This window comes from Streptomyces lincolnensis (genome assembly GCF_001685355.1).
Lineage (GTDB): Bacteria > Actinomycetota > Actinomycetes > Streptomycetales > Streptomycetaceae > Streptomyces > Streptomyces lincolnensis.
In genome coordinates this window covers 9,125,757-9,149,948 of record NZ_CP016438.1, presented here as the reverse complement: position 1 = coordinate 9,149,948, position 24,192 = coordinate 9,125,757, and the positions used below count along the sequence as shown (strand labels likewise).

The window sequence follows — 24,192 nt, the reverse complement described above, 5'->3', positions numbered from 1 at the left end:
CTTGACGCGCTTCCAGGGATGCGGATACGTTCCCTGAAACGATTCAAAGAACGCTTCACCTTCACGATTCGGCCTGTTCAACCGGCATCGGCGCCCGCCCCCGCGGCAACGCCGTGGCCTGCGACATTTCAGGGGTGGTCATGCCAGACCCGTCCGCCGTCAAGGCAGCACTCACGACCCAGAGGATCGAGACGCCGTCGTGGGCGTACGGGAACTCGGGCACACGGTTCAAGGTGTTCGCCCAGGCGGGTGTCCCCCGCGATCCCTGGGAGAAGCTCGCCGACGCGGCGAAGGTGCACGAGTTCACCGGCGTGGCCCCGACCGTCGCCCTGCACATCCCTTGGGACAAGGTCGAGGACTACGGCAAGCTGGCCGAGTTCGCCCGGGAGCATGGGGTCGCCCTCGGTGCGATCAACTCCAATACGTTCCAGGACGACGACTACAAGCTGGGCAGCATCTGCCACCCGGACGCGGCGGTGCGGCGCAAGGCCATCGGCCATCTGCTGGAGTGCGTCGACATCATGGACGCCACCGGCTCCACCGACCTGAAGCTGTGGTTCGCCGACGGCACGAACTATCCCGGCCAGGACGACATCCGCGAACGCCAGGACCGGCTCGCCGAAGGGCTCGCCGAGGTCTACCAGCGGCTGGGGGACGGGCAGCGGATGCTGCTGGAGTACAAGTTCTTCGAGCCCGCCTTCTACGCGACGGATGTGCCGGACTGGGGCACCGCGTATGCGCACTGCCTCAAGCTCGGTGACAAGGCGCAGGTCGTGGTCGACACCGGGCACCACGCGCCAGGCACCAACATCGAGTTCATCGTCGCCACGCTGCTCCGGGAGGGAAAGCTGGGCGGGTTCGACTTCAACTCCCGCTTCTACGCCGACGACGACCTCATGGTCGGCGCCGCCGATCCCTTCCAGCTGTTCCGGATCATGTACGAGGTCGTCCGCGGTGGCGGCTTCGGCCCGGATGTGGCCTTCATGCTCGACCAGTGCCACAACATCGAGGCCAAGATCCCCGCGATCATCCGGTCCGTCATGAACGTCCAGGAAGCCACGGCCAAGGCGCTGCTGGTCGACCGGGAAGCGCTGGTTGCCGCCCAGCGCTCCGGTGATGTGCTCGACGCCAACGCCGTGATCATGGATGCCTACAACACCGACGTACGTCCCTTGCTGGCCTCGCTGCGGGAGGAGCAGGGGCTTGATCCTGACCCGATGGGTGCCTACCGGCGCTCCGGATGGGCTCAGAAGATCGTGGAAGAGCGGGTCGGTGGTCAGCAGGCCGGCTGGGGGGCGTAGCTACTCGTCTGCCGCGTGATCGTCATTGCCGGCTGCGGGATTGTTCGTGGCTGGTCGCGCAGTTCCCCGCGCCCCTGGAGGGGCGCGCTGAAGTTGCCCATCTTTGAGAAGGACTGGATTTACATGGCAACCCATCCTGAAGCCGCTGCTCTGCTGGCACGCTCCCGTCGGCTTGGTGCTGATGCGCGGAACACCAACTACGCGGGCGGGAACGCGTCCGCGAAGGGGACCGACACGGATCCCGTCACCGGTGGTGATGTGGAGCTGATGTGGGTGAAGGGGTCCGGTGGTGACCTCGGGACCCTGACGGAGGCCGGGCTGGCCGTGCTGCGGCTGGACCGGATGCGGGCGCTGGTCGATGTGTACCCGGGGGTGGAGCGCGAGGACGAGATGGTCGCCGCGTTCGACTACTGCCTGCATGGCAAGGGCGGTGCGGCGCCGTCCATCGACACCGCGATGCACGGGCTGGTGGAGGCGGCGCACGTCGACCATCTGCATCCGGACTCCGGGATCGCGCTGGCGTGTGCGGCGGACGGGGAGAAGCTGACCGCCGAGTGTTTCGGGGACACGGTGGTGTGGGTGCCGTGGCGGCGGCCCGGGTTCCAGCTGGGGCTGGACATCGCGGCGGTGAAGAAGGACAACCCGCAGGCCATCGGGTGTGTGCTCGGCGGGCACGGGATCACGGCCTGGGGTGACACCTCCGAGGAGTGCGAGCGGAACTCGCTGCACATCATCCGGACCGCCGAGGCGTTCCTGGCGGAGCGGGGCAAGGACGAGCCCTTCGGTCCCGTGGTGGAGGGGTACGAGGCCCTGGCCGAGGGCGAGCGGCGGGAGCGGGCCGCGGCGCTGGCGCCGTACGTGCGGGCGATCGCCTCGCAGGACAAGGCCCAGGTGGGGCACTTCAACGACTCGGCGCCGGTGCTGGAGTTCCTGGCCCGTGCCGAGCACCCGCGGCTCGCCGCGCTCGGCACCTCCTGCCCGGACCACTTCCTGCGGACGAAGGTCCGGCCGCTCGTGCTCGATCTGCCGCCGGCCGCTCCGCTGGAGGAGGCGATCGCCCGGCTGAAGGAGCTGCACGCCGAGTACCGCGAGGAGTACGCGGCCTACTACCAGCGGCACGCCGAGCCGGACTCCCCCGCGATGCGCGGCGCCGACCCGGCGATCGTGCTGGTCCCGGGCGTGGGCATGTTCTCCTTCGGCAAGGACAAGCAGACCGCGCGCGTCGCGGGCGAGTTCTACGTCAACGCCATCAACGTGATGCGCGGGGCGGAAGCGGTGTCGACGTACGCGCCGATCGAGGAGTCGGAGAAGTTCCGTATCGAGTACTGGGCCCTTGAGGAGGCCAAGCTCCAGCGGATGCCGAGGCCGAAGCCGCTGGCGACCCGGGTCGCGCTGGTGACGGGTGCGGGCAGCGGGATCGGGAAGGCGATCGCCCAGCGGCTCGTCGCCGAGGGCGCGTGTGTCGTGGTCGCCGATCTCAACGCCGAGAACGCCGCCGCGGTGGCCGAGGAGCTCGGCGGGGCGGACAAGGCCGTCGCCTTGACCGTGGACGTCACCTCCGAGGAGCAGATCGCCGAGGCGTTCAAGGCGGCCGTGCTGGCGTTCGGCGGGGTGGACCTGGTGGTCAACAACGCCGGTATCTCCATCTCCAAGCCGCTGCTTGAGACCTCGGCGAAGGACTGGGACCTCCAGCACGACATCATGGCCCGTGGTTCCTTCCTGGTGTCGCGGGAGGCCGCGCGGGCGATGATCGCCCAGGAGCTGGGCGGGGACATCGTCTACATCGCGTCGAAGAACGCCGTGTTCGCCGGGCCCAACAACATCGCGTACTCCGCGACCAAGGCCGACCAGGCGCACCAGGTCCGGTTGCTGGCCGCCGAGTTGGGTGAGCACGGCATCCGGGTCAACGGGGTCAACCCCGACGGTGTGGTGCGCGGGTCCGGCATCTTCGCCGGGGGCTGGGGGGCCAAGCGGGCCGCCGTGTACGGCGTGGAGGAGGAGAAGCTGGGCGAGTTCTACGCGCAGCGGACGATCCTCAAGCGGGAGGTGCTGCCGGAGCACGTGGCCAACGCCGTGTTCGCGCTGACCGGCGGGGAGCTGACGCACACCACCGGGCTGCATGTCCCGGTCGACGCCGGCGTCGCGGCCGCCTTCCTGCGATGAGCGCGGGCGTGAAGTCGTACGCCGCGGTCGACCTCGGCGCGTCCAGCGGGCGTGTCATGGTCGGCCGCGTCGGCCCCGACAGCCTGGAGCTGACCGAGGCGCACCGCTTCCCCAACCGTCCGGTGAGGGTGCCCGAAGGGCTGCGCTGGGACGTGCTCGGGCTGTACGGGGGTGTCCTGGACGGGCTGCGGGCGGCGGGGCGGGTGGATTCCGTCGGGATCGACAGCTGGGCCGTGGACTACGGCCTGCTGGATGGCGACGGGGCGCTGCTCGGCAACCCGGTGCACTACCGGGACGCGCGCACCGAGGGCATCGCGGAGAAGGTGTGGGCGAGCGTGCCGGCACCCGAGCTGTACGCGGCGACGGGGTTGCAGTACGCGCCCTTCAACACCCTGTACCAGCTGGTCGCCGCCCGTGGTTCGTCCCAACTGGCTCATGCCGAGCGGTTGTTGCTCATGCCGGACCTGCTCACCTACTGGCTCACCGGCGAGCAGGGCACCGAGCTGACCAACGCCTCCACCACCCAGCTGATCGATCCCCGGACGCGCGAGTGGTCGTACGACATCGCCGCCCGGCTCGGTGTCGACCTGGACCTGTTCGCGCCGCTGCGGCAGCCCGGCGATCCGGCGGGGCTGCTGCGGGCCGAGGTGCTGGAGGAGACGGGGCTGGAGGGGCCGGTGCCGGTGACGGCGGTCGGTTCGCACGACACGGCGTCCGCGGTGGCGGCGGTCCCGGCCTCGGGCGAGCGGTTCGCCTACATCTGCACGGGGACCTGGTCCTTGGCGGGTCTGGAGCTGTCCGCTCCGGTGCTGACGGAGGAGAGCCGGCTCGCCAACTTCACCAACGAGCTGGGGCTGGACGGCACGGTCCGGTATCTGCGCAACATCATGGGGCTGTGGCTGCTCCAGGAGTGCGTACGGGCCTGGGGCGACCCGGATCTGGGCGGGCTGCTGCTGGACGCGGCGAAGGTGCCGGCGCTGCGGTCGGTGGTGGACGCCGGGGACGCGGCGTTCCTGGCGCCGGGCCGGATGCCGGAGCGGATCGCCGAGGCCTGCCGTGCCTCGGGGCAGCCGGTGCCCGGGTCGCCCGGCGAGATCACGCGCTGCATCCTCGACTCGCTGGCCCTCGCCCACCGCAAGGCGGTGCGGGACGCGCAGCGGCTGGCCGGGCATCCGGTCGATGTCGTGCACGTGGTCGGTGGCGGTACCCGCAACGCCCTGTTGTGCCAGCTGACCGCCGACGCCTGCGGGCTGCCGGTGATCGCCGGTCCGACGGAGGCCGCCGCCCTCGGGAACGTCCTGGTCCAGGCCCGGGCCCACGGGCTCGTCGGTGATCTCGCCGGGATGCGCGGCCTGCTCACCCGCACCCAGCCGCTCACGCGCTACGAGCCGCAGGGCGATACCGCCCGGTGGCGCGAGGCGCAGTCCCGGCTCGCCGGGGCGTGACGGGGGCTCCCCCGGGCCGCGCCTCCCGACTACGCTTCACTCATCCGATGATCGAACACAAGGAGCCGCGATGCGTGTCGCTCTGTTCCTGACCTGCGTCAACGACACGCTCTATCCGGATACCGGGCGCGCCGTGGTGAAACTGCTGACCAGGCTGGGCGTCGAGGTCGACTTCCCGATGGCGCAGACCTGCTGCGGGCAGGCGCACTACAACACCGGTTACCGGCATGAGGCGGAGCCTTTGGCCCGGCATTTCTCCGATGTCTTCGGGGACTACGAGGCGATCGTGACACCCTCCGGGTCGTGCGGGGCTATGGTGCGGGAGCTGTATCCGCGGATGGGTGAGCGGGCCCGGGCGGAGGGCCGCGGGGACGCGCTCGCCGCGACCCTGGCGCCGGTGGTGCCGAAGACGTACGAGCTGACGGAGTTCCTGGTGGACGTGCTGGGGGTGACGGACGTCGGGGCGTACTACCCGCACACGGTGACCTACCACCCGACCTGTCACGGGCTGCGCGGGCTGGGGCTCGGGGAGCGGCCGCAGCGGCTGCTCCAGGCGGTCAAGGGGCTGGAACTCGTCGAGTTGCCGGGTGCCGACGAGTGCTGCGGCTTCGGCGGCACCTTCGCGCTGAAGAACGCCGACGTGTCGGCGGCGATGGGCGCGGACAAGGTGCGCAACGCCGAGTCGACGGGCGCCGATGTGCTGTGCGCGGCCGACAACTCCTGTCTGATGCACATCGGCGGCACCATGACCCGGCTCAGGACGGGCATGCGGCCGGTGCACATCGCGGAGATCCTGGCGAGCACGGAGGAGGAACCGGCCGTATGAGCGGGACGTATCTGGGGATGCCGGCCTTCCCGAAGGCCGCGCACGAGGCGGTGGGCAACCAGACGCTGCGCGGGAATCTGCGGCACGCCACGCACACGATCCGCGGCAAGCGGGCCAAGGCCGTCTCCGAGGTGTCGGACTGGGCCGAGCTGCGGGAGGCGGGCAAGCGGATCAAGGACCACACGCTGCGCCATCTCGACCGTTATCTCGTGCAGTTGGAGGAGTCCGTCACCGCCGCGGGCGGCACCGTGCACTGGGCGGCGGACGCCGACGAGGCGAACCGGATCGTGACCGAACTGGTCAAGGAGACCGGTGAGTCGGAGGTCGTCAAGGTCAAGTCGATGGCCACGCAGGAGATCGGGCTCAACGAGGCTCTCGAAGCCGAGGGCATCCGCGCCTACGAGACCGATCTCGCCGAGCTGATCGTGCAGTTGGGCAAGGACCGGCCCTCACACATCCTCGTCCCGGCGATCCACCGCAACCGGGGGGAGATCCGGGACATCTTCGAGCGGGAGATGAGCGAGTGGGGCCGCCCGGCGCCCGAAGGGCTGACGGACACCCCGGCCGAACTCGCCGAGGCCGCCCGCCTCCATCTCCGGGAGAAGTTCCTGCGCGCCAAGGTGGGCGTCTCCGGGGCCAACTTCATGGTCGCCGAGACCGGCACGCTGGTCGTGGTCGAGTCGGAGGGCAACGGGCGGATGTGCCTGACCCTGCCCGAGACGCTGATCTCGGTCGTCGGCATCGAGAAGATCGTGCCGACCTGGCGGGACCTGGAGGTGTTCCTCCAGACCCTGCCGCGCTCCTCGACGGCCGAGCGCATGAACCCGTACACGTCGATGTGGACGGGCACGACGGACTCCGAAACGGCTGACGGCCCGCGGACCTTCCATCTGGTGCTGCTCGACAACGGCCGCACCGACACCCTCGCCGACGAGGTCGGACGTCAGGCCCTGCGCTGCATCCGCTGCTCGGCGTGTCTGAACGTCTGCCCGGTGTACGAGCGGGCCGGCGGACACGCCTACGGCTCGGTGTACCCGGGCCCGATCGGCGCCATCCTCAGTCCTCAACTGCGGGGCACGGGAAGCGAGATCGACGCCTCCCTGCCGTACGCCTCGTCGTTGTGCGGGGCCTGCTACGAGGTGTGCCCGGTCGCCATCGACATCCCCGAGGTGCTGGTGCACCTGCGGGAGCGGGTGGTGGAGGGCGGTCCGGTGACGCGGGAGGGCAACAAGGTCGTCCTCAAGCCCGCGAAGGGGCATGCCGCCGAGCGGGCGGCGATGCGGGCGGCACGCTGGGCGTTCTCGCACCCGGGCGCGCTGCGCACCGGCCAGCGACTGGCCTCGCGCACCCGGCGTCTGCATCCGCGGACCCTGCCGGGTCCCGGCAGCGCGTGGAGCGGGACGCGGGATCTGCCGGCGGTGCCTGCGGAGCCGTTCCGTGACTGGTGGCAGCGGACGCAGGGTGGAAAGGGCGGTGCGAAGTGAACGACAGGGAGCGCATCCTGGGCCGGGTGCGGCGCGCGCTGGCCGACGTGCCGCACGACGACCCGCCGTACGAGCAGGCGGTGTCGCGTGACTACCTGACCGAGCACGGCGAGCGCGGCGTCGAGGAGACGGTGGAGCTGCTCGCCGAGAACCTGGCCGACTACCGGGCGATCGTGCACCGCTGCACGGCCGCCGACCTGCCGGCGACCATCGCCGGGATGCTGACCGCGCGCGGCTCGAAGACCGTGCTGGCGCCGCCCGGTCTGGACCCCGCGTGGCTCGCGGCGGCCGGGGCCGAGCAGGTCGCCGACCGGGCGGAGAGCACACCGCACGAGCTGGACCGGGTCGACAGCGTGGTCACGGCGTGCGCGGTGGCCGTCGCCGAGACCGGCACCCTCGTCCTGGACGGCGGCCCCGACCAGGGCCGCCGCCGCGTCACGCTGGTCCCCGACCACCACATCTGCGTGGTGCGCGTGCCCGACCAGGTCGTCTCCTCCGTCCCCCAGGCCCTCACCCGGCTCACCCCGACCCGCCCGCTCACCTGGATCTCCGGGCCGTCCGCGACCAGCGACATCGAACTCGACCGGGTGGAGGGGGTACACGGGCCGCGCACCCTGGAAGTGGTGCTGGTGTCGGACTGAGCCGTCGGACCTCGTCGGTCACCCTGCGGTCAGCAGCAGGGTGGGCAGGGTCCCCTCCACGATGTCCCGGCGGGGCAGGGTGAGGCCGAAGTGCTCCTGGAGTACCTTCAGCGAGGTCCGGTGGACGGTACGGCGGTCGAGGTTCTCGTCGGGCAGTCCGGCGGCGGTGAGCCGGTCCCGCACGGCGGCGGCCACCTCGGGGGCGCCTTCGGGGCTGCCGCATGACCAGCTGTCGTCCAGGTGCAGGTTGAACCTGCACATCAGGCGCTCGTCATGGCGGTAGGTGAACCACGGGGGTACCGGTTTGCCGTTCCACTCGTCGAACTCCAGGTGGAACACGTGCAGTTCGTGGCGGTCGACGGGCGGCGTGTCGCCGAACTCGGCCGCCCAGCCGCCGTACTTGACGACGTAGGACCACTCGCCGAGCTCTCCGTGCCGCAGGGCGACCTCCTTGGACAGGTCGTCGAAGAGGCCTTCCAGGACGTCCTGCACCTGTTGGCCGCCGAGTTCCCCGATGGAGCGGGGTCGGCCCTTCTTGCGGAGCGCGGTCTGGGCGACCCGTCGCGCCAGTGACTCCGAGTCGAGGTCGCGGGCCATCACGATGCCGTAGCCGCTCCAGGCGATGGCCTGCGGCTCGGCGAGCCAGGTTATTCCGTCGGTCATGGCGCTCCACCCTGCCGTACCCGCCGCCGGGGTGTCACTGAGTACACCCCGGAAGACGGGTTCTGCGCCCCATGTGTCCGAACCGCGTTCTCCGTAGCGTCTTCGGCGGGGCACACGGGGTGCCGGACGGAGATGATGACGATGTTTCGCACAGGCTCGCGACGTACGCACGACTCGGGACCCGCCGCCGAGGCGTTGCGGCTGGTGAAGGTCACCAAGACCTACGGCACGGACGACAGTGCCGTGACCGCGCTGGACGGGGTCACGCTCGCTCTGGCCCGTGGCACCTTCACTGCGGTGATGGGGCCGTCGGGCTCGGGCAAGTCGACGCTGCTCCAGTGCGCGGCCGGTCTGGACCGGCCCGACTCCGGGATCGTGCGGGTGGACGGCCACGAGCTGACCGGGGGCGGCGAGGCAGAGCTGACGAGGTTCCGGCGGGGCCGGGTGGGGTTCGTCTTCCAGCAGTACAACCTGCTGGAGACGCTGACCGTCGCCCAGAACACGGTGCTGCCGCTCAAGCTCGCCGGGCAGCGGGTGGACCGGAACAAAGCCCGGGAGATCCTCGCCGCCGTCGGCCTCGGCGACCGGCTGGGCCATCTGCCCGACCAGCTCTCCGGCGGTCAGCGGCAGCGAGTGGCGATCGCGCGGGCGCTCGTCGCCGAGCCCAGGGTGATCTTCGCGGACGAGCCGACCGGAGCGCTGGACACGCGCAGTGCGCGGGGTGTGCTGGGGCTGCTCCAGGACACGGTGCGGGTGCACGGCCGCACCGTGGTGATGGTGACGCACGACCCGGTCGCCGCCTCCTACGCCGACTCCGTGGTCTTCCTCGCCGACGGCCGGCCGGCGGGGCGGATGGACGGACCGACCCCGGACGCGGTCGCCGAGCGGCTCGCGCACCTGGGCGACGACATGATGGCGGGGGTGTGAGCGATGTTCCTGCTGGCGATGCGGTCGATACGGCAACGGCCCGGACGGTTCCTCGCGACGCTGCTGTCCGCCTTCCTGGGCGCGGCGATCATCATGACGTTCAACTCGATGCACGACACGGCGGCACAGAGCGGTGTCGACGCGGTGAGCAAGGAGACCCTGACCACCGCGGCGAGCGTGGTGGGCGGTTACGGCACCCTGCTGGTGTTCTTCGCCGTCGCCTCGACCCTGACGGTCACCGTGCGGCAGCGGGCCGCCGAACTGGAGCTGCTGCGCTGCTCGGGGGCGACGCCGGGGCAGCTCAAGCGGATGGTGGTGGGTGAGGCGGTGGCCGTGGCCCTGGTGGGCGCGGTGCTGGCGATCGGTCCGGCGATGCTCGGCGGGCAGGCGCTGCTGGAGGTGTTCCAGGACAGCGGTCAGGTCGCACGGTCCGTCGACCACTCCTTCGGACCGATCGCGCTGATGTCCGGCGTCGACATCACACTGCTCGCCGCGGCGGGCGCCGCGTTCCTCGCCGTACGACGGGCGACACGCGGACGGCGGCAACAGGCGGGCAAAGCGCGGACGTACCTCGCGTACGCCGCCCTCGGCCTCGGGGCCGTGGCCGTGACCTCCACCTTCGCCTTCTCGGCGACGGACGAGGCGTTGATGGCGACACCGGCGTACGGGGCGATCCTGCTCTCCGTGGGCTGCGCGCTGCTGGCGCCGCGGCTGCTGAAGGGTGTGCTGGACGCGCTGCCGCTGTCCGGTGCGAGCGGCTGGCTGGCGGTGCGCAATCTGCGCCGCCGGGCGGACCACCTGGCCGGGATCCTGATGTCGCTGATCCTGTTCACGGCGGTCTCGACGGCCACCTTGTACATGCAGGCGGTGGAGAGCGACGCCGTGGCGGCCTCGGGTCTGGTGAAGTCGGTCGACGCCAAGAACCTGGAGACGCTGAACCACACGGTCGTCGGCATCATCGTGGTGTTCGTCTGCGTGATGCTGGTCAACTCGCTGTACGCGGCGACCACTTATCGCAGCCGGGAGTTCGGGCAGCAGCGTCTGGCGGGGGCGACTCCCCGGCAGGTGCTCGGCACGGTGGGTGCCGAGGGACTGATCCTGACGGTCGTGGGTGTGTTCTTCGGGACGGTGGCCGCGCTGGCCGGGATCGTGCCGTTCACCATGGTGCGTACCGACTCGGTGCTGCCCGACCAGGGGCTGGGCATCTGGCTGGCGGTCGTGTCGGTCGCGGCGGCGACCACGCTCGGGACGAGCCTGGCCACGGCCCGGCGGGTACTGCGCACGCCGGCGACCGAGGCGGTGGGACTGGCCGCGTGACGCCGCGGGAGGCGGCTGCGGGAGGCGGCTGCGAGACAGGAACGACTGGGGCGGCCACTGCGGTGGCCGCCCCTTCGTCGCTTCGTCAGCGCACGCCCGCCGCGTCCAGCAGGGCCGTCACGGTCGCCGTCGTCAGCCCGTCCAGGGTCTCGACGCGGGCACCGGCACGGGCGCTCGCACCGTCGAAGACCAGCATCAACTGGCGGGCGAGGAGCGCGGGTTCGTGCGCGCCGCCGGCCTCCGCCTCGGCCCGGAGCACCTCCTGGAGCTTCTCCTTGGCGGCGCGGGCGACTCGGCTCGCCGGGTGGTCGGGGTCCTTCAGCTCGACCTGTGCGGACAGGAAGGGGCAGCCGTGGTAGCCGGGGTCGGTCGAGCCCTTCTCCACCTGCCCGAAGACGTACAGGATGCGTTCGCGCGGGGTGCCGGCGAACTCCGGGCCCGGCAGGAGATGCGCCGCGTAGGCGGGAAGGCGCCGGTCCAGGCTCGCGGCGAGGACCTCGTCCTTGCTCGCGAACAGCTGGTACATCGACCGCTTGGAGACACCGGCCGTGCGGCACAGCGCCTCCACGCCGATGGAGACGCCGTCGCGGTAGAAGAGCTCCGTCGCCGCGTCGAGCAGCCGGTCCCTGGTCGACGCCTTGTCTGTGGTGGCCATACGGCGAGGTTACCTCTGCCGGGACACAAAGGGAAACCGATCGGTATACAGGTGTCGCCCGCCTTCTTGTCGTGGGACAGGGGCCTTCCTCTCGCGTGACAGGGCTCCCCCTCTCGCGTGACAGCGGCGGTGAACAAGCGCTTAGATAGTGGTTTCGGACGACCACCGAGCGGTTCCGACCCGTCCCCGCCGACCTGGAGGCCCCGTTGCTGTTCACTTCTGTCGACGACGTCTCCGCACGCCTCGCCGAGACCGGCTATCTCGCCTCCCCCGCGGTCGCCACGACCGTCTTCCTCGCCGACCGGCTGGGCAAGCCGCTGCTGGTCGAGGGCCCCGCCGGGGTGGGCAAGACCGAGCTCGCCAAAGCGGTGGCCGAGGTCGCGCTGGCGCGGCTGGTCCGCCTCCAGTGCTACGAGGGCGTCGACGAGTCCCGGGCACTGTACGAGTGGAACCACGCCAAGCAGCTCCTGCGCATCAGCGCGGGCCGGGACGAGACCTGGGACGAGGCCCGCACGGACATCTTCGGCGAGGAGTTCCTGCTCGCCCGGCCGCTGCTGACCGCGATCCGCGGCGACGACCCGAAGGTCCTGCTGATCGACGAGACCGACAAGGCTGACGTCGAGGTCGAGGGCCTGCTCCTGGAGGTGCTCAGCGACTTCCAGGTCACCGTTCCCGAGCTGGGCACCATCACCGCGACCCGCCGCCCCTTCGTGGTGCTCACCTCGAACGCGAGCCGCGAGCTGTCCGAGGCGCTGCGCCGCCGCTGCCTGTTCCTCCACATCGGCTTCCCCGAGGAGGAGTTGGAGCGCCGGATCGTACGGCTGAGGGTGCCCGGGCTCGACGAGACGCTGGCCGAGTCGGTGGTACGGGTGGTCGGGGCGCTGCGGGCCATGGATCTGCGCAAGGTGCCCTCGGTGGCCGAGACCATCGACTGGGCCCGTACGCTCCTGGCCCTCGGCGCCGACACCCTGGACGAGACCGTCGTACGGGACACCCTGGGCGTGCTCCTCAAGCACCAGGACGACGTCCTCAAGGCCGGGGCCAAGCTGGACCTGGGCTCGCTGTGAGCGAGCAGGCCGGTGTCGCGGAGCGGCTGACGTCGCTGGTCGCGGCGCTGCGAGCGCACGGCGTCCGGATCGGCACCGGCGAGACCGTGGACGCGGCGCAGGCGATGGAGGCGCTGGGTCTCGCCGACCGGGAGCGGCTGCGGGAGGGGCTGGCCGCGACCCTGCTGCACGGCACGGCCCAGCGGCCGGTGTTCGACCCGGTCTTCGACCTGTACTTCCCGCGCGGTGTCGGCGGGCCCGGGACGCAGAACGCGGACCGGGACGAGCTGCGCGACCGGCTGGCGGCCGCGCTCGCCGCCGACGACGAGGCACTGCTGGTCCGGCTCGCCGCCGAGGCGGTCGACGGCTTCGGCGGATACGGTTCCTCGCCGGCGTCGGACGGCTGGTCGTCGTACCAGGCCCTGGACCGGCTGCGCCCGCAGACGCTGCTGGCCCGGGTCCGAGACGACGTCCGGGCGCGGGGCGGCGGCCCGGGGTTCGCCGACCGGCTGCTGGAGGACGAGATCCGGCGGCGCATCGAGGCGTTCCGCCGGATGGTGGGCGGGGAGGCGCGGCGCCGGGTGGCCGAGCGGCGGGGGCGGGACGAGATCGCCCGCCGGGCGGTGGCCCCGACCGCGGACCGCGTGGACTTCCTGTTCGCGGGCCGGGACCGGCTGGCCGAGCTGCGCAGGACGGTGCAGCCGCTCGCGCGCAAGCTCGCCACCCGGCTGGCGGCCCGTCGGCGCCGGGCCGCCCGCGGCACCATCGATCTGCGCCGCACCCTGCGCGGCTCGCTGTCCACGGGCGGGGTGCCGATGCGGCCGGTGCTGCGCCGACGCCGGCCGGCCCGTCCCGAGCTGGTGCTGCTGTGCGATGTGTCCGGTTCGGTGTCGGGGTTCTCCGACTTCACGATGCTGCTGGTACAGGCGCTGCACGACCAGTTCAGCAAGGTCCGGGTGTTCGCCTTCGTCAACCGGATCGACGAGGTCACGCCGTTGCTCGTGCACGGTGCCGCCGACCCGGAGGGGCTCGGCGCGCGGATCCGGGCTCAGGCGGTGCTCACGGGCTGGCACGGCAGCAGCGACTACGGCGTGGCCCTGGGCGAGTTCACCGAACGCCACGGCGACGCGGTGGGCCCGCGCACGACCGTGTTCGTCCTCGGTGACGCCCGGACGAACATGAGCGACCCGAACCTGCCGGCCGTCCGGCACCTCACCGAACGGGCCCGCCGCGTCTACTGGTTGAACCCGGAGGCGCACGCCCAGTGGGGCACGGGCGACTCGGCGGCGCTCGACTACGCCGAGCTGGTCGAGATGTTCGAGTGCCGCAACGCCCGCCAGCTGAGCGCCCTGGTCGGACGCCTGCTGCCGGTCTGACCGCACCCGGACCCGGTGGGCTCCTCCCGGAGAAGTAGGGCTTGTCCCCGATGTCCTTGTCGCCGTGGCACCTCTACGCTCCGCTCAACGGAGGGGGAGCCATGAAGGCAGTGATCCAGGACCGGTACGGCTCGGCGGACACGCTGGAGTTCCGGGACGTCGACCGGCCGGTGCCCGGTGCGGGCGAGGTGCTGGTGCGGGTCCGGGCGGCGGCGGTCAACGCCTACGACTGGCATCTCATGCGCGGCGACCCGAGGATCGCCCGCCTGGTGCTCGGGCTGCGCGCGCCCCGGGCGAAAATCCGGGGCCGGGACTTCGCCGGACTGGTGGAGGCGGTCGGCCACGGCGTCACGGGGCTCCGGCCCGGCGACGAGGTGTACGGCGAGGCCGACGGGGCGTTCGCGGAGTACGTGTGCGCGCGGGACGGCATGCTGGGCCCGAAACCGTCCGGCCTCACCTTCGAGCAGGCGGCCGCGATCCCCCTGGCCGCGAACACCGCGCTGATCGGCCTGCGGGACGTGGCGCGGCTGCGGGCGGGGCAGTCGGTCCTGGTGAACGGGGCCTCGGGAGGCGTGGGCACCTTCGCCGTCCAGCTGGCCAAGGCGTACGGCGCCGAGGTGACCGGCGTGTGCAGCACCCGCAACGTCGACCTCGTCCGCTCCCTCGGCGCGGACCGGGTCCTCGACTACACGCGGGAGGACTTCACCCGGGAGGGGCACCGCTACGACGCCGTGCTGGACCTGGTGGGCAACCGCTCCCTGGGCGAGTTCCGGCGCGTCCTTGCCCCCACCGGCACGCTCGTGCTGTCCGGCGGGGGCGTGTACGAGGGCGGCAGCCTCATCGGGCCGATGGGGCTGTTCTTCAAGCGGCGGCTGGTCTCCCCCTTCGTCCGCCAGCGGCTGCTCGAACTCCCGGCCAAGGCGAGCAAGCAGAACCTCGCGGTACTGCGCGAGTTCGCCGAGGCCGGGAAGATCGCCCCCGTCATCGAGCGGACGTATCCCCTCAGCGAGGCGGCCGAGGCGATCCGTCACCTGGAGGTGGCCCACGCACGCGCGAAGATCGTCGTCACCGTCTGAGGCGGCGGCCGTGCACCGGGGTCAGGCGCTCGGCTGGGTGAACCGGATGCTGTTGCCGAAGGGGTCGCGCAGGCCGCAGTCGATCCCGTAGGGGCGCTCGGTGGGTTCCTCGGTGAACTCGACCCCCTTGCCCAGCAGCGTCTCGTACGTCTTGCGGCAGTCCTCCGTGCTGAAGATGAGGTGCCCGCCCATCGCCCCCTTCGTCAGCAGCGCGCGGACCTGCTCCGCGGTCTCCTCGGACAGCGCCGGCGGCCCCGGCTTCTCCAGCAGGATCTGACGCTCCGGGCGACCGGGCACATTGACGGTCAGCCAGCGCATGAAGCCGAGGTCGACATCGGCGTTGACCTCCAGCCCGAGCTTGCCGACGTAGAAGCCGAGGGCCTCGTCCTGGTCGAGGACGTAGATCTGCGAGTGCGTGATGGCGGTGAACATGTGCCTCACGCTACCGAGCGGACGGTCCGGAAACTTATCCAAAACTGCTCGGTCGTCGCGCCTTGACCTCAAGGTTACTTGAGGTACCAGAGTGATCCGCATGAAGACCGAAACCACAGATGTCCGAGCCATCGAGCAGGTCGTGGCCACCGTCGAGCGCGCCCAGCGAGACCGGGATGTGGAGGGTTTCCTCGCGTTGTTCCATCCCGACGCCCTCTGGACGACCGGCCACGGCAAGGTGCTTGTCGGCTTCGACGCGATCGCCGAGTTCACCCGTGCCGTACTGCCCACAGCGAGCTTCGAGGGTGAGGTCACCTATGAGGCGGTGCACACCCAGTTCCTGCGGCCCGACGTCGCGGCCGTCAAGGTCCGTCAGGTCTACCACCTGGCTGAGGGCGACACGGAAGGCGCCCCGCTCTATGTCATGACCAAGCAGGACGACGGGAGGTGGCTGCTGCACGCGTGTCAGAACACCGAAGTGCGCGACGGATGAGGATCTGATCGGCCCCGAGCGATCAGGTGTGTGGGCGCGTCCACGCCATCGTGAAACAGGTCGGCACGGCCGCCGCCGCGCCGGCCCGCGAGGCTCGCCCGGCTTCCTTGCGGTACGCGCGCGGCGACCGGCCGACGATGTCGCGGAACGTCCGGCTGAAGGTGCCCGGGCTGGCGAAGCCGACCTCGAAGCAGATGTCGGTGACGCTCCGGTCGGTCTCGCGCAGCAGGAACATGGCGCGCTCGACGCGCCGGCGCTGGAGGTAGCGGTGCGGTGTCTCCCCGAAGGTGGCGCGGAAGGTGCGGGCGAAGTGCGCCTGGGACACATGGGCGATCCGGGCCAGTGCCGGGACGTCCAACGGCTGGGCGTAGGAACGGTCCATGGCGTCCCGGGCACGCAGCATGCGACGGTTGGTGTCTTCGGAGGCACGGCTCACGGCACCATCACACCACGGTCCGCGAACGCCCCCGAAGGCGGCGCTCAGTCGGCTTTCGCGTACTCCTGAGCCATGCCGCCCGCGAAGTCGTACACCACGACCTGTTCGTCGCCGACGACCCAGGCGTCATGTCCGGGCGGGCAGACGAAGACGTCCCCGGGGCCCACCTCGCTCTCGCCACCGTCGTTGTCCATCCGGACGTGCAGACGGCCCTGGACGACATAGCCGTTGTGGTGGATCTGGCAGCTGTCCGTGCCCGCTATCGGGGCCACGGACTCCGACCAGCGCCAGCCCGGTTCGAAGGTGGCGACGGCGAAGTCCAGTCCGGTGAGGTGGACGGCTTCGAGATGCCCCTGGGGGAAATCGCGGCGCTCGTCCGGCTTGTCGAGTGTCTTCACCTCGATCATGAGGGTTCTTCCTTTCCGGCCGTGTTCGGTGCGGCCGGGGCCGGTCTCCGTCGCCCGCCCGGTCGTGGGCGGTGCAGGCGGGGGCCGAGCCCCACCCCTCCATCGTCCGCCCGCCCGTACAGCACCGCCATTCGGGTGATGCCGGCCGGACCCGGGTCAGGTGCCGGCCGCGCAGATCCGCGCGAACCGTTCGGCGTCGACGTTCCCGCCGGAGACGATCACACCGATCCGAGGCGGCAGGCCGCTCACCCGGCCGGAGAGCAGGGCGGCCAGCGGAGTCGCGCCGCTCGGCTCGACGACGATCTTCAGGCGCTCGAAGGCGAACCGCATCGCGTCCCGGATCTCGTCGTCCGACACCAGGGCGATCTCGTCGACGAGCCGCCGGTTGACGGAGAAGGTCAGTTCTCCCGGGGTCTCCACGGCCTGGCCGTCGGCGATGGTGCGGGGCACGGGGATCGTGACCCGCCGGCCCGCCTCCAGCGACCGTCTGGTGTCGTCCCCGGCCTCGGGCTCCACACCGATCATCCGGATCCCGGCATCCAGGCCCTTGGCGGCGGTGGCGCTGCCGGCGATCAGCCCGCCCCCTCCCACGGGTGTCATCAGCGCACCCAACTCCCCTGCCTCTTCGAGGAGTTCAAGGGCCGCGGTGCCCTGCCCCGCCATGACGTGCGGGTGTTCGTACGGCGGGATGAGCGCCAGGTTCCGCTCGGCTGCGAGAGCTTCACCGATGGCGACGCGGTCGCCGGTGTAGCGGTCGTACGTCACGATCTCGGCGCCGTAGCCGGCGGTGGCGGCCCGTTTCGAGGCCGGGGTGTCCTCCGGCATGACGATCACGGCGGTGGTGCCGAGTTCCCGGGCGGCCAGGGCGACGGCCTGGGCGTGGTTGCCGGAGGAGTAGGCGGCGATGCCCCGGGCCAGTTGCTCCGGGGTGAGCCGGGAGGCCGCGTTGTAGGCGCCACGGAACTTGAAGGCCCCCACGCGCTGGAAGTTCTCGCACTTGAGGAAGACCTCGGCGCCGACCAGTTCGTCGAGCGTGCGCGAACGCAGGACGGGGGTGCGGTGGGCGACGCCCTTGAGCCGGGCGGCCGCGTCACGGACGTCGTCGAGGGTGATCGGTGGGGTGGTGGTCGTCACGCGGGCCCTCCAGCGGAGTGGGAAGTGGTGTCGGAAGGGGAGTCGGAAGTGGATTCGGTCGCTGTGTCCGCCTGTGCTCGGGACTGGGAGAGATAGCTGTACGCGGAGGCGCGGGAGATGCCGAGCCGGCCGGCCACCTGCTCGACCGCGCCGCGCACGGCGAACACACCGCGCTCGTCCAGGCTGCGGAACAGGTCCAGTCGTTCCGCGCGATCGAGCGCCGCCCACGGCCGGTTCTGGTGGAGCTGGTGGGCGTCGAGCATCACGTCGACGACGGAGTCGATGTCGTTGCCGAACGTGGTGACCGGCAGGTCGGCGGGGGCCCGGGCGACCCCGGCGAGGGCGCCGAGCAGGGCGTGGGCCTCGGTGACCGCGGAGACGTCGAGATTGACGCACAGCGCGCCGAACACCGCGCCCGTGGAGTCGCGCAGCGCCATCGTGGACGACTTGACGATCTCTCCGGACGGGGTCCGGGTGAGGTAGTTCAGCTCGTCGGTCGCCTCCTGGCCGCGGGCGACCATCCGCAGGCCGATCTCGCTCATCGCCCCGCCTACGGTGCGCCCGGTCACCGAGCCGGCGATGGCGACCACCGACTGCTCCGGGCGCCGGTAGTCATGGAGGACCACCTCGCACACCGGGCCGAAGGTGGCCACGAGCCCTTCAAGGACCGGGGCCAGCGCGGCAAGGATCGCGTCCCGTTCGGCGTCCAGGAGGCCGCCCGCATTACCCGCCACAGCTCTTCTCCTCACTCCCGACCAGGAATCCTAGACTACACGTCCAATGTCTGGACTAATAGTCCAATGCTCTTCGAATCCGTCCACGAACCCACCTTCGTCCGGGATCTTGACGGCCGGGATGTTACCGGTAACATCACATCGTCGGATCGAAGGAGAGGTGTGCGGTGCAGGGGGAGAAACAGGGTGTCGCAACCAGCGGTCCGCAGGCGTCCGCGCCCGCCGGGCCGTCCACCCCGGTCTTCAGTCCGGCCGCCGTGGTCGCGTCCTGCGTGGGCTTCGTGCTCATCGGCGCGCTCCAGGCCCTCTACGGTCCGGCCATCCCCGGGTTCCGGGAGGAGTTCGGCCTCTCGCCCTCGGCTGCGGGGCTCGGTCTGAGCGCCCACTTCGTCGGCGGAGTGGCCGGAGTGCTGCTGTTCGACCGGCTCTACGGCCGGATCGGAGACCGGCGGATCCTCGGTGCCTCGTACCTGCTCATGGCGGTCGGTGCGGCCGGCTTCGCGCTGGCGCCGAACTGGCCGACGGCACTGGCGGCGGCGCTGCTGGCCGGGCTCGGCTTCGGCGGCATCGACTACGGCCTCAACCAGCTGTTCGCGGTCGGCTTCGGGCACCGTTCGGCCGCGATGCTGAACATCCTCAACGCCCACTTCGGCATCGGCGCGATCCTCGGCCCGGCGCTGATCGGCGCGGTGGGATCCGCCCACTACCCGGCCGTGTTCCTGGGCTTCGCGCTCGCCAACCTCCCCCTGCTGCTGTGCCTCAGGGGCGTCCGTGACCGGGCTCCGCAGCCGAGCGACCCGGCGGCCGCCGGCGGTGACGCCGGCGGGGTCCTCGGTCGCAGCCTGGGCTCGGTGCTCGCGGTGTTCGTCGCGCTGTACGTGCTGCACGTCGGCATCGAGGCGGGCGTCGGCGGCTGGGAACCCACGCATCTGGAGACCGTCGGCTACGGCGCCGGCATCGCCGCGACCGCCACCTCGGTGTACTGGCTGATGATGACCGTCGGCAGGTTCCTGGTCGCCCCGATCGCGCTGCGCTTCTCGGCGCAGGCCATCATCACGGTCTCCTGCGCGGGCATGACGGCCTGTCTGCTGCTGGCCTCGATACCGGCCCTCGCGCCCTACGCCTACGCCGGTGTCGGCCTGTTCATCGCCCCGATCTTCCCCACCGGCCTGCCCTGGCTGCACCGGGCGGCCCCGACCGCCCGCCGGGCCGGAGCCCTGGTCATCGCCGCGTCCATGGTCGGCGGTGTCGTCGCGGGCCCGGCGCTCGGCAAGGCGATCGAGGCATCCGGCGTCCGCGCGGTGCCGCTGCTGCTGGGCGGTGTCTCGGCGCTGTGTCTGGCCGCCACACTCTGGCTGATCCGCGCCACGAGACGCCGCTGAACCGGGCGCCTCCGCGCCACCCCGCGGAACTGACCGCCTCCCACCCCGTACGACCGCCCGGCCCCCGCACCCCGACCCCGAAGGGAAGCCTCCATGCCCGCTCTGACGACGACGTCCGACGGTTTCCTCCTGCACGGCGAGCCGTTCCGGATCATCTCCGGTGCCCTGCACTACTTCCGGGTCCACCCCGACCAGTGGACCGACCGGCTGCGCAAGGCCCGTCTGATGGGCCTCAACACGGTCGAGACGTACCTGCCGTGGAACCTCCACGAGCCCGAACCCGGCACGCTCGTCCTCGACGGCCTGCTCGACCTGCCCCGCTTCCTGCGGCTGGCGCAGGCCGAGGGCCTGCACGTCCTGCTGCGTCCGGGCCCGTACATCTGCGCCGAGTGGGACGGCGGCGGCCTGCCCGCGTGGCTCGTCTCCGACCCCGACATCCGGCTGCGCACCAGCGACCCCCGCTTCACCGACGCCTTCGACCGCTACCTCGACCAGCTCCTGCCCCCGCTGCTCCCCCACCTCGCCGCGAACGGCGGCCCGGTGATCGCCGTCCAGGTGGAGAACGAGTACGGCGCCTACGGCGACGACACGGCCTACCTCGCGCACGTCGAGGAGGCCCTGCGGACCCGCGGGGTCGAGGAGTTGCTGTTCACCTGCGACCAGGCCAACGCCAAGCACCTGGCCGCCGGCAGCCTGCCCGGCACGGTCAGCGGCGGCACCTTCGGCGGCCGCGTCGACGAGCACCTGGCGGCGCTGCGCGCGCACCGGCCCGAAGGCCCGCTGTTCTGCTCGGAGTTCTGGATCGGCTGGTTCGACCACTGGGGCGGCCCGCACCACACCCGGTCGGCGGAGAACGCCGCGGCCGACCTGGACCGGCTGCTGGCGGCGGGTGCCTCGGTCAACATCTACATGTTCCACGGCGGCACCAACTTCGGCTTCACCAACGGCGCCAACCACCACCACACCTACGCGCCCACCGTCACGTCGTACGACTACGACGCCGCGCTCGCCGAAAGCGGCGACCCCGGCCCGAAGTACCACGCCTTCCGTGACGTCATCGCCCGGTACGCGCCCGTGCCCGACGAGCCCGCCCCGGCGCCGAGCCCCAAACTCCCGCTCACCACCGTCGCCCTGGACCGCCGCGCGCCGCTGCTGCCGCACCTGCGCACCCTGGAGGGGGCGGTGCGCGGCGAGGACCCGGTGACCATGGACGAACTCGGGGCACCCACCGGGTACGCGCTCTACCGCACCACGGTGCCGGCCGCGGGCGACGGTCTGCTGCACTTCGCGGGCGGGGTCGGCGACCGCGCGCAGGTCTTCGTGGACGGCGCCTCCGTCGGCGTACTGGAACGCGAGCGCCATGATGAGACGCTGCCGGTGCGCGTGCCGTACGCCGGTGCCACGCTGGAGGTCCTGGTGGAGAACCAGGGCGGGGTCAACTACGGTCCGCGGATCGGGGCTCCGAAGGGTCTGCTCGGCCCGGTGTCCTTCCAGGGGACCGTCCTGCACGGCTGGGAGTGCCGGCCCGTGCCGCTGGACGACCTGGAGGCGCTGCCGTTCGAGCCGTCGGAGGCGACCTCGGACGCCGTGCCCGCCTTCCACCGGGGGACGTTCGAAGTGGAGACACCCGCCGACACCTTCCTCGCGCTGCCCGGCTGGACCAAGGGCCAGGCCTGGGTCAACGGCTTCCACCTGGGCCGTTACTGGAATCGCGGCCCGCAGCACACCCTGTACGTGCCCGGACCGGTCCTGCGCCCGGGCGCCAACGACCTCGTCCTGCTGGAGCTGCACGCCACGACCGGCACCCGTGTCCAGCTCACCGACACGCCCGATCTCGGACCGGAGAACCACTCGTGACCCGGCCGCACCGACTGCGCGTACCGATCCCCGATCACGCCCCGGTGGCCGGGCACCTGCCCTTCGCCGACGCCCCCGGTGTGCCGGACCCGATCGGGATCAACAGCCGTTGGCTCACCCGCGGCGGCCGCCCGTGGTTCCCGGTGTCCGGCGAGTTCCACTACTCCCGCTACCCGGCCGCGGAGTGGGAGGAGGAGCTGCTGAAGATGAAGGCGGGCGGCGTCACGGCCGTCGCCAGTTACCTCATCTGGATCCACCACGAGGAGATCGAGGGGCGCGTCCGCTTCGACGGCGACCGCGACCTGCGCCGCTTCGCCGAACTGTGCGCCCGCCACGGCCTGGACTTCATCCCGCGCGTGGGCCCCTGGTCCCACGCCGAGGTCCGCAACGGCGGGCTGCCCGACTGGGTGCTGTCCCGCGATTGCGTACCGCGCACCGACGACCCGGCCTACCTGGACGCCGTACGGCCGTGGTTCGCGGCGATCGCCGGGCAACTGCGCGGTCTCGACCGGGCGCACGGCGGCCCGATCGTGGCGATCCAGATCGAGAACGAGCTCTACGACCAGCCGGGCCACCTGCTCACCCTCAAGCGCATGGCCCAAGAGGCCGGGATGAGCGCCCCGTTGTGGACGTCGACCGCCTGGGGCGGGGTCCAACTCCCCCCGGACGAGCTGGTTCCGCTGTACGGCGGGTACACCGAGACGTTCTGGACCGAGGCGGACGGAGGCTGGCCCGACACCTGCCGCAAGCACTTCTTCTTCACCCACCAGCGCGACGACGAGGGCATCGGCGCCGACCTCAGACCGACCACCGTGCGCGGCGGCGAGCCGGACGCGTTCGCGGACCGATTCCCGTGGGCCACCTGCGAGTTGGGCGGCGGCATGGCGGTGTCCTACCACCGGCGGCCGCGCGTCGAGCCCGCCGACATCGGGGCGCTGGGCCTCACCAAGATCGGCTGCGGTTCGGTCTGGCAGGGCTTCTACATGTTCCACGGCGGCACCAACCCCGCCGGGGAGCTCACCCCGCTCCAGGAGTCCCACGCCACCGGCTATCCCAACGACCTGCCGGTCCTGACGTACGACTTCCAGGCCCCGCTCGGCGAGTACGGCCAGTACCGGCCGACCTACCACGAACTGCGCCTCCAGCACCTGCTGTTGGCGGACTTCGGAGACCGTATCGCTCCGATGGACTCCGCTCTGCCCGAGCGGCGGCCGGCCGGGCAGGGCGACCGGGAGACGCTGCGGTGGGCCGTGCGCACCGACGGCGTCTCGGGCTTCCTGTTCGTCAACAACCACCAGCCGCACGAGCCGCTGCCGGACCACCCGGACACGGCGTTCACGGTCGAATTCCCCCACGGTTCCGAGGCCTTGACCCTGCCGAGCGCTGCGGTCACCGTGCCGAGCGGTGCCTACTTCTGCTGGCCGCTGCGGCTCGACGTGGCGGGCCTGCGGCTGGAGTGGGCCACCGCCCAGCCGGTGTGCACGGTCGACGTCGACGGCCGTACGGTCCTCGTGCTGTCCGCGACCGACGGCATTCCTGCCGAACTCGCCCTGGACTCCTCCACGGTGGCGTCCGTGAGCGCGCCGTCCGGTGATCTCACTCCGGTGGACGGCCGGCTGCTGGTGACCGGGCTGCGGCCCGGTACCGACGCCCTGGTCGAGGTGGACACGGCCGACGGCGGCCGGGTGGGGCTGCTGGTCCTGGACGCGGCGACCGCCCGTACCGCCTACCGGGGCCGGGCGTGGGGTGCCGAGCGGCTGGTGCTGAGCGAGGCGGGTGTGGTCTTCGACCACGAGGAGGTACGGCTGCACGGAGCGGACGGGCCGGTGTCGTTCGCGGTGCTGCCCGCTCCGGGTCGGGCGCCGGTGGTGGACGGGACGGCGGTGGCGGGAGCGGCCGACGGCGTCTTCACGCGGTACGCGGTGCAGGGCGCCCCCACGGCCGGGGACACGCCCGCCCAGGTCACCCTGGTCCGCCCCGCCGGGCCGGCTCCGGAGCCCGTCACGGGCGTACAGGGCCGGGCGAGCGCTCCCGCGGACAAGCACTTCGACTCCGTGGCCGCCGAGTACCGCGTCGAGGTGCCGGCCGACCTGCCACCGGGGACCCTGCTGCGGCTGCGCTGGACGGGCGACGTGGGCCGGGCCTACGTCGGGGAGGCGCTCGTCGCCGACCAGTTCTTCTCGGGCCGGGTCTGGGACATCGGCCCGGGCCGGTTGCCCGCCGACGCGCTGCGCGCCGAGGGGCTGCGGCTGCGGATCCTGCCCCTGCACGCCGACGCCCCGGTGTACGTGCCGGAACAGGCGGGCACCGCCGGGCGGACGGCCGACGTGGTGCGTGCCGAGTGGATCACCCATCGCCGGTGGTCGGTCCGGGCCGGCTGAGCCTGCCGTGCGGGGC

General features: G+C 71.7%; 22 protein-coding genes. 15 read left to right on the top strand and 7 right to left on the bottom strand.

Annotated features, from left to right (window positions below; all coding sequences use genetic code 11):
* The first annotated feature begins 140 nt into the window (after window positions 1-140).
* From rhaI to SLINC_RS40370, 6 genes are all read left to right on the top strand, one after another.
* On the top strand, window positions 141-1,301 hold the full coding sequence (gene rhaI / locus SLINC_RS40395; protein WP_067443386.1) for an L-rhamnose isomerase: 1,161 nt from the start codon (window positions 141-143) through the stop codon (window positions 1,299-1,301).
* Between the two features lie 123 nt (window positions 1,302-1,424).
* Complete coding sequence (locus tag SLINC_RS40390) at window positions 1,425-3,464, top strand: bifunctional rhamnulose-1-phosphate aldolase/short-chain dehydrogenase (RefSeq protein ID WP_067443385.1); 2,040 nt, start codon at window positions 1,425-1,427, stop codon at window positions 3,462-3,464.
* Window positions 3,461-4,909, top strand: coding sequence for a rhamnulokinase (locus SLINC_RS40385; RefSeq protein ID WP_067443384.1), 1,449 nt, complete (start codon window positions 3,461-3,463; stop codon window positions 4,907-4,909). The genes SLINC_RS40390 and SLINC_RS40385 overlap by 4 nt, the downstream gene beginning before the upstream one ends.
* Window positions 4,910-4,979: 70 nt before the next feature.
* A complete protein-coding gene (locus tag SLINC_RS40380) occupies window positions 4,980-5,735 on the top strand; it encodes a (Fe-S)-binding protein (protein ID WP_067443383.1) in 756 nt (251 codons plus the stop codon).
* Window positions 5,732-7,219 carry a LutB/LldF family L-lactate oxidation iron-sulfur protein gene (locus SLINC_RS40375; protein ID WP_067443382.1) on the top strand — a complete coding sequence of 496 codons (1,488 nt, stop codon included), beginning with the start codon at window positions 5,732-5,734 and terminating at the stop codon, window positions 7,217-7,219. The genes SLINC_RS40380 and SLINC_RS40375 overlap by 4 nt, the downstream gene beginning before the upstream one ends.
* Window positions 7,216-7,860, top strand: coding sequence for a LutC/YkgG family protein (locus tag SLINC_RS40370; RefSeq protein ID WP_067443381.1), 645 nt, complete (start codon window positions 7,216-7,218; stop codon window positions 7,858-7,860). Before SLINC_RS40375 ends, SLINC_RS40370 begins: the two co-directional genes overlap by 4 nt.
* A gap of 18 nt (window positions 7,861-7,878) precedes the next feature.
* Here the strand turns inward: SLINC_RS40370 and SLINC_RS40365 are convergent, their stop codons facing one another.
* Window positions 7,879-8,523: a hypothetical protein gene (locus SLINC_RS40365; RefSeq protein WP_067443380.1), complete on the bottom strand. Its 645-nt coding sequence runs from the start codon at window positions 8,521-8,523 to the stop codon at window positions 7,879-7,881.
* 141 nt (window positions 8,524-8,664) lie between these two features.
* On the opposite strand from SLINC_RS40365, the gene SLINC_RS40360 reads away from it, so the two are divergent.
* Together SLINC_RS40360 and SLINC_RS40355 are read left to right on the top strand one after the other, a co-directional pair.
* Window positions 8,665-9,450, top strand: a complete 786-nt coding sequence (locus tag SLINC_RS40360; RefSeq protein WP_182449262.1) for an ABC transporter ATP-binding protein — start codon at window positions 8,665-8,667, stop codon at window positions 9,448-9,450.
* Between the two features lie 3 nt (window positions 9,451-9,453).
* Window positions 9,454-10,767, top strand: coding sequence for an ABC transporter permease (locus tag SLINC_RS40355; protein ID WP_067443378.1), 1,314 nt, complete (start codon window positions 9,454-9,456; stop codon window positions 10,765-10,767).
* Between the two features lie 85 nt (window positions 10,768-10,852).
* On the opposite strand, the gene SLINC_RS40350 is transcribed toward SLINC_RS40355, so the two are convergent.
* Window positions 10,853-11,422: a TetR/AcrR family transcriptional regulator gene (locus SLINC_RS40350; protein ID WP_067443377.1), complete on the bottom strand. Its 570-nt coding sequence runs from the start codon at window positions 11,420-11,422 to the stop codon at window positions 10,853-10,855.
* Between the two features lie 209 nt (window positions 11,423-11,631).
* On the opposite strand from SLINC_RS40350, the gene SLINC_RS40345 reads away from it, so the two are divergent.
* The 3 genes from SLINC_RS40345 (at window position 11,632) to SLINC_RS40335 (ending at window position 14,920) form a co-directional block, all read left to right on the top strand.
* Entirely contained in the window at window positions 11,632-12,489 is an 858-nt protein-coding gene (locus SLINC_RS40345) for an AAA family ATPase (RefSeq protein ID WP_067446279.1), read from the top strand.
* Window positions 12,486-13,844: a vWA domain-containing protein gene (locus tag SLINC_RS40340; protein ID WP_067443376.1), complete on the top strand. Its 1,359-nt coding sequence runs from the start codon at window positions 12,486-12,488 to the stop codon at window positions 13,842-13,844. Before SLINC_RS40345 ends, SLINC_RS40340 begins: the two co-directional genes overlap by 4 nt.
* A 101-nt stretch (window positions 13,845-13,945) precedes the next feature.
* Window positions 13,946-14,920 carry an NAD(P)-dependent alcohol dehydrogenase gene (locus tag SLINC_RS40335; RefSeq protein WP_067443375.1) on the top strand — a complete coding sequence of 325 codons (975 nt, stop codon included), beginning with the start codon at window positions 13,946-13,948 and terminating at the stop codon, window positions 14,918-14,920.
* A gap of 21 nt (window positions 14,921-14,941) precedes the next feature.
* Here the strand turns inward: SLINC_RS40335 and SLINC_RS40330 are convergent, their stop codons facing one another.
* A complete protein-coding gene (locus SLINC_RS40330) occupies window positions 14,942-15,352 on the bottom strand; it encodes a VOC family protein (protein ID WP_067443374.1) in 411 nt (136 codons plus the stop codon).
* A gap of 100 nt (window positions 15,353-15,452) precedes the next feature.
* Here SLINC_RS40330 and SLINC_RS40325 point away from each other — a divergent pair, with 100 nt between their 5' ends.
* Complete coding sequence (locus SLINC_RS40325; RefSeq protein ID WP_067446276.1) at window positions 15,453-15,845, top strand: SgcJ/EcaC family oxidoreductase; 393 nt, start codon at window positions 15,453-15,455, stop codon at window positions 15,843-15,845.
* A gap of 22 nt (window positions 15,846-15,867) precedes the next feature.
* On the opposite strand, the gene SLINC_RS40320 is transcribed toward SLINC_RS40325, so the two are convergent.
* The 4 genes from SLINC_RS40320 to SLINC_RS40305 all read right to left on the bottom strand — a co-directional run bounded on the left by SLINC_RS40320 (window position 15,868) and on the right by SLINC_RS40305 (window position 18,556).
* Window positions 15,868-16,281, bottom strand: coding sequence for a helix-turn-helix domain-containing protein (locus SLINC_RS40320; protein WP_182449261.1), 414 nt, complete (start codon window positions 16,279-16,281; stop codon window positions 15,868-15,870).
* 44 nt (window positions 16,282-16,325) lie between these two features.
* The gene (locus SLINC_RS40315) at window positions 16,326-16,688 is read right to left on the bottom strand and encodes a cupin domain-containing protein (protein ID WP_067443372.1); all 363 of its coding nucleotides are present in this window, start codon (window positions 16,686-16,688) and stop codon (window positions 16,326-16,328) included.
* A 156-nt stretch (window positions 16,689-16,844) separates the two neighbouring features.
* Complete coding sequence (locus SLINC_RS40310; RefSeq protein ID WP_067443371.1) at window positions 16,845-17,822, bottom strand: pyridoxal-phosphate dependent enzyme; 978 nt, start codon at window positions 17,820-17,822, stop codon at window positions 16,845-16,847.
* Complete coding sequence (locus SLINC_RS40305) at window positions 17,819-18,556, bottom strand: helix-turn-helix transcriptional regulator (protein ID WP_225988453.1); 738 nt, start codon at window positions 18,554-18,556, stop codon at window positions 17,819-17,821. Before SLINC_RS40305 ends, SLINC_RS40310 begins: the two co-directional genes overlap by 4 nt.
* Before the next feature lie 257 nt (window positions 18,557-18,813).
* Between SLINC_RS40305 and SLINC_RS40300 the strand changes: the two genes are divergently transcribed.
* The 3 genes from SLINC_RS40300 (at window position 18,814) to SLINC_RS40290 (ending at window position 24,176) form a co-directional block, all read left to right on the top strand.
* On the top strand, window positions 18,814-19,938 hold the full coding sequence (locus SLINC_RS40300) for an MFS transporter (RefSeq protein WP_067446270.1): 1,125 nt from the start codon (window positions 18,814-18,816) through the stop codon (window positions 19,936-19,938).
* Window positions 19,939-20,031: 93 nt separating this feature from the next.
* A complete protein-coding gene (locus tag SLINC_RS40295) occupies window positions 20,032-21,795 on the top strand; it encodes a glycoside hydrolase family 35 protein (RefSeq protein WP_067443370.1) in 1,764 nt (587 codons plus the stop codon).
* Window positions 21,792-24,176, top strand: coding sequence for a beta-galactosidase (locus tag SLINC_RS40290; RefSeq protein ID WP_067443369.1), 2,385 nt, complete (start codon window positions 21,792-21,794; stop codon window positions 24,174-24,176). The genes SLINC_RS40295 and SLINC_RS40290 overlap by 4 nt, the downstream gene beginning before the upstream one ends.
* Window positions 24,177-24,192: the final 16 nt, after the last annotated feature.

Coding starts and splice junctions, on each gene's coding strand:
- rhaI (WP_067443386.1), top strand. CDS start 141: ATGCCAGACCCGTCCGCCGTCAAGGCAGCACTCACGACCCAGAGGATC.
- SLINC_RS40390 (WP_067443385.1), top strand. CDS start 1,425: ATGGCAACCCATCCTGAAGCCGCTGCTCTGCTGGCACGCTCCCGTCGG.
- SLINC_RS40385 (WP_067443384.1), top strand. CDS start 3,461: ATGAGCGCGGGCGTGAAGTCGTACGCCGCGGTCGACCTCGGCGCGTCC.
- SLINC_RS40380 (WP_067443383.1), top strand. CDS start 4,980: ATGCGTGTCGCTCTGTTCCTGACCTGCGTCAACGACACGCTCTATCCG.
- SLINC_RS40375 (WP_067443382.1), top strand. CDS start 5,732: ATGAGCGGGACGTATCTGGGGATGCCGGCCTTCCCGAAGGCCGCGCAC.
- SLINC_RS40365 (WP_067443380.1), bottom strand. CDS start 8,523: ATGACCGACGGAATAACCTGGCTCGCCGAGCCGCAGGCCATCGCCTGG.
- SLINC_RS40360 (WP_182449262.1), top strand. CDS start 8,665: ATGTTTCGCACAGGCTCGCGACGTACGCACGACTCGGGACCCGCCGCC.
- SLINC_RS40355 (WP_067443378.1), top strand. CDS start 9,454: ATGTTCCTGCTGGCGATGCGGTCGATACGGCAACGGCCCGGACGGTTC.
- SLINC_RS40350 (WP_067443377.1), bottom strand. CDS start 11,422: ATGGCCACCACAGACAAGGCGTCGACCAGGGACCGGCTGCTCGACGCG.
- SLINC_RS40335 (WP_067443375.1), top strand. CDS start 13,946: ATGAAGGCAGTGATCCAGGACCGGTACGGCTCGGCGGACACGCTGGAG.
- SLINC_RS40330 (WP_067443374.1), bottom strand. CDS start 15,352: ATGTTCACCGCCATCACGCACTCGCAGATCTACGTCCTCGACCAGGAC.
- SLINC_RS40325 (WP_067446276.1), top strand. CDS start 15,453: ATGAAGACCGAAACCACAGATGTCCGAGCCATCGAGCAGGTCGTGGCC.
- SLINC_RS40315 (WP_067443372.1), bottom strand. CDS start 16,688: ATGATCGAGGTGAAGACACTCGACAAGCCGGACGAGCGCCGCGATTTC.
- SLINC_RS40295 (WP_067443370.1), top strand. CDS start 20,032: ATGCCCGCTCTGACGACGACGTCCGACGGTTTCCTCCTGCACGGCGAG.